At 70.3% G+C, this 4,432-nt stretch carries 5 protein-coding genes; 1 reads left to right on the forward strand and 4 read right to left on the reverse strand.

All coding sequences use genetic code 11. The annotated features are described in order from the left end of the window. From mnmC2 to earP, 4 genes are all read right to left on the reverse strand, one after another. Window positions 1-680: tRNA (5-methylaminomethyl-2-thiouridine)(34)-methyltransferase MnmC2 (gene mnmC2, locus AC1D01_RS22425; RefSeq protein WP_477870200.1), on the reverse strand; the 680-nt coding region annotated here is incomplete at its 3' end. Then, entirely contained in the window at window positions 677-1,624 is a 948-nt protein-coding gene (locus AC1D01_RS22430; protein ID WP_477870202.1) for a heme-dependent oxidative N-demethylase subunit alpha family protein, read from the reverse strand. The genes mnmC2 and AC1D01_RS22430, both read right to left, overlap by 4 nt. A gap of 70 nt (window positions 1,625-1,694) precedes the next feature. Further along, entirely contained in the window at window positions 1,695-2,249 is a 555-nt protein-coding gene (gene efp, locus AC1D01_RS22435; RefSeq protein WP_047510896.1) for an elongation factor P, read from the reverse strand. 85 nt (window positions 2,250-2,334) lie between these two features. After that, entirely contained in the window at window positions 2,335-3,378 is a 1,044-nt protein-coding gene (gene earP, locus AC1D01_RS22440) for an elongation factor P maturation arginine rhamnosyltransferase EarP (RefSeq protein ID WP_477870206.1), read from the reverse strand. A 26-nt stretch (window positions 3,379-3,404) separates the two neighbouring features. Here earP and uvrC point away from each other — a divergent pair. After that, on the forward strand, window positions 3,405-4,432 hold a 1,028-nt coding region (uvrC, locus tag AC1D01_RS22445), incomplete at its 3' end, for an excinuclease ABC subunit UvrC (protein ID WP_477870204.1).

Consider the following 4,432-nt stretch of genomic DNA (forward strand, 5'->3'; position numbering starts at 1 on the left):
GTGTCGCGCTTGCCGCCGCGCCCCGGCGTCCGCTCCACCTCGAAGCCGGCCGTCACCAGCCCGTCGCGCACCGTGCGCGCGGAACTCCAGGTGGCGGCCGTCGCGCCCGGGGCGGCCAGCCGGCCGAGGGTCTTCAGCAGGCGGCTGTCCCAGGCGTCGGGGTTGCGCGCGGGGGCGAAGCCGTCGAGGTAGAACGCATCGACCTCGGCCACCAGCTCGGGCAGCCAGTCGCGCGCGTCGCCGAGCGCGAGCAGCAGCTGCACGCGGCCGCCCTCGAACGAGAGGCGGTGCAGGTTGGGCGTCAACGGCGGCCAGGCGGCTTCGAGCTGCGGCGCGAGCGGCGCCCATTGCGGCTCGCGCGGGATGTGCTGCAGGTCCTCGCGCCGCAGCGGGTTCAGCTCGGTCGAGATGAAGACCAGCGTGTCGCAGCGCTGCGCATCGCGCCGCCACGCATCCCAGGTGGCGAGGAAGTTGTTGCCGAGGCCGAACCCGGTCTCCAGCACGACGAAGCGCGCACGGCCCTGCCAGCGCTGCGGCAGCTGGTTGCCGCCGAGGAAGACGTGCAGCGCCTGCTGCGCGGCGCCGGCGAGCGGGTGGTAGACATCGCCATGGCGCGGCGAGAACGGCAGCCCCTCGGGCGACCAGCCGAGCTCCGCCGGCACGATCGGGCGGGAGTTCATGCGGCGCGCCGCGCGAGCCAGTCCAGCAGGCGGTCGCGCGCGTCGGTCAGGCCGCGGTAGGCCAGCACGGCAGGGCTCATCGTCGACAGCGCATCGTGCACCTGGCGGGCCTGCGCCGGGTCGGCCAGCGCCTGCGTGAGCGGCGTGAGGCTGACGCGGATCGTGAACACCGCCTGGCGCACGCCCGGCACCGGGATGAAGGTCTGGTGCTCGGTGCGGAAGAAGGCGCACGCTGCGAGCTCGTCGGCCGAGGCGGTCGGCGACCACGGCGCCGGGTCGACGCGGTGCGGGTGGGCATGCAGCAGCGGGTGCCGCGTGATCGTCCAGACGAAGCGCTCCCAGCGATCGGGCTGCGTGACGAGCCGCGCGAGGTGCTCGCCGGCGTTGACGAGCAGCTGGTTGTCGGCGACCGGGGCGTGCACCTCGGCGAAGTGCCGGCCGACCTTCTCTTCGGGCGCCCAGTTCGACGGCAGGCACACCGCGAGCCACGGGATGCGGGCGCTGTCGCCATCGATGACCGCGAAGTCTTCGGCGAATGCGAGGCACAGCAGCGCCGGCAGCCGCCACGGGCCGGGCAGGGCGCTCACGCAGGAGCCGAGGCCGGGCATGGGGTCGGCTTCGAGCCGCAGTTCGTCACCGAGCACCGACCAGCCCAGCAGCGGGGCTCGCCACCGGCCATCGGCCCCGCGTTGCCAGGCTGCGGGATGCTCGGCCGCCGCGTGCTCGCACAAGGCCCGCAACGCGGGCGCGGCGTCGAAGCCCGGCGCGGCCAGCAAGGCCTGCTGGCTGAACTTGCGCAGCACCAGCAGCTTCTCGCCCAGCGCCGCATCGCCCCGGCGCAACGGCGTCAGCTGCGGCGCGCCCGGCGCGAGCCGGCGCAGCCCGGGCTGCATCCGGAACGGCGAGGTGACGGCGCTGAAGTCGAAGCCGGTGGCAGAACCCATGGTCAGGAACGGTAGCAGGTAGCAAAAAGGGCACCCGAGGGTGCCCTTTGCGAGAGACGTCGTGCGTGGATCAGACGCGCTTGCGGTACTCGTGCGTGCGGGTGTCGATTTCGATCTTGTCGCCGGTTTCGACGAACAGCGGGACCGAGACCTCGAAGCCGGTGGCCAGCTTGGCCGGCTTCAGCACCTTGCCCGAGGTGTCGCCCTTGACGGCCGGCTCGGTGTAGGTGATCTCGCGCACCAGGCTGGTCGGCAGTTCGACCGAGATCGCCTTGCCGTCGTAGAACACCACTTCGACGGGCATCGCGTCTTCGAGGTACTGCACCGCGTCGCCCATGTTCTCGGCCTCGACCTCGAACTGGTTGTATTCGGCGTCCATGAACGCGTACATCGGGTCGGCGAAGTAGGAGTAGGTGCACTCCTTCTTGTCGAGGATGATCTGGTCCATCTTGTCGTCGGCCTTGAACACGACTTCGGTGCCCGAGTTGTTCAAGAGGCTCTTGAGCTTCATGCGCACGGTGGCGGCATTGCGGCCACCGCGGCTGTATTCGGTCTTCAGCACGACCATCGGGTTCTTGTCGTGCATGATCACGTTGCCTGCGCGAATTTCCTGTGCGATTTTCATAACGATTTCCGTGGGAGCTGTTGCCGGAGCTGGATCAGCGCGCGCCGGAATATCCAATGGCCCAGAACGCGCAAAGCCGGCGATTTTATAGCGATTCGGCGACGAAAGACAGCAACTGGCCGGTGAGATCGGTCTGCGCGAGCAAGGCTTGGCGCCAATTCAGGCACTGCGCCTGCCAGGACGCCCGATCGGGCCCGGAGCCGGCAGGGTCTTGCAGGCCGTTCCAGGCCCGCCACGCGGCGCGGATGTCCGGCGTGGCGCCGAAGCGGTCGAGGAAGGCCTGCAGCTTGGCCTCGTGCACGCCGTCGTCCTGCGGATAGATCTGCCAGATGAACGGCCGGCCGGCCCACAGCGCGCGGACCAGCGAATCCTCGCCGCGCACGAAATTCAGGTCGCAGGCCCACAGCAGCCGGTCGAAATCGGCCTGCGCGAGGTAGGGCAGGGACTGCATCCGGATGGACGCCGGCAGCCCGGCCAGCGGCGGCGCGGTGCCGGGCACCAGCAGCAGCGTCGGCCGAGGGCCGAGGGCGTCGAGCAAGGCCTCGGCCGACGGCACGCGGTAGCAGAACAGGGCGGCCAGTTGCTCGCCGGGCCGCGGCGCGATCTGCTGCGCCGCCAGCCACGCCGCGCGGTCGAAGGCCTCGCGCTGCGCCATCAACCCCGGCTCGCGCAGCAGCCCGCCGGTGGCGGCCGTGAAGCCGGGGTAGAAGAACCACTTGCCCATGCCGCGTGCCGGCCCGTGCATCTGCGGCGAGCGCAGGCGGTGGCTGCGCTCCACGTAGGCCTCGGCGCTCAGGTACTCGAGATTGATCCACACCGGCGCTCTTTCGGCCGCTCTTTCGGCAATCCGCACCAGCACCGCCGGCGGCAGCTCGCACCCGAAGGCCTCGATCACCACGTCGCCGATCGGCCGGGCGTCGTCCTCGGCCTCGGGCCACGCATGCAGCTCGACCCCGGCCGCACCGCCCGGCGCCATCCACGCGAGCGCGCGCGCATCGTCGACCCACAGCCGCACCCGCTCGCCGCGCGCGGCCAGGTCGGCGGCGAGCCGCCAGCACACGCCGATGTCGCCGAAGTTGTCGACGACGCGGCAGAAGACATCCCATTGCAGGTGCGGCATGCGCGCCATTATCGGCAGCGGCACAATCGTGTCCGATGAACGAGACGACGTCGTTGCCCGAAGAACCCACCGACCCCGCGCCGCCTGCCGACCCCGGCCGCGAGCGCCTGCTCGCCGAGGTGCTGGCGCTGCCCGCGCTGCCGGGCGTGTACCGCTATTTCGACGCCAGCGACGCCGTGCTCTACGTCGGCAAGGCGCGCGACCTGAAGAAGCGCGTCTCGAGCTACTTCCAGAAGAACCACGGCGGCACGCGCATCGGCCACATGATCAGCAAGATCGTGCGGATGGAGACGACGGTGGTGCGCTCGGAAGCCGAGGCGCTGCTGCTCGAGAACAACCTGATCAAGACGCTCAACCCGCGCTACAACATCCTGTTCCGCGACGACAAGAGCTACCCCTACCTGAAGATCGTCTCGCACGCGTTCCCGCGCATGGCGTACTTCCGCGGCGCGGTCGATCGCAAGCACCGCTACTTCGGGCCGTACCCGAGCGCCTGGGCGGTGAAGGAATCGATCCAGCTGCTGCAGAAGGTATTCCACCTGCGCACCTGCGAGGACACCGTCTTCAACAACCGCACGCGGCCCTGCCTGCTGTACCAGATCAAGCGCTGTTCCGGGCCCTGCGTCGACTACATCGCCGCCGACGACTACGCGCGCGACGTGGCCAATGCCGAGCGCTTCCTGCTCGGCCAGCAGCAGGAGGTGATGGACGGCCTGCAGGCGCAGATGATGGCCCACGCCGAGGCGCTGCAGTTCGAGCAGGCGGCCGAGATCCGCAACCAGCTCGGGGCCTTGTCGAAGGTGCTGCACCAGCAGTCGGTCGAGGACAACACCGGCGTGTCGACCAAGGATGCCGACATCCTCGCGGTGAAGGTGCAGGGCGGGCGCGCCTGCGTCAACCTCGCGATGGTGCGCGGCGGGCGGCACCTGGGCGACCGGCCGTATTTCCCGGCGCATGTCGAGGACGCGACCGAGATCGGCGCCGCGGGCGGCGCCGACGCGGAGAGCGAGCGCGCATCGCCCGAGGTGCAGGTGCTGGAAGCCTTCATCGCGCAGCACTACCT

Source organism: Rhizobacter sp. P3_B12, from assembly GCF_056402895.1.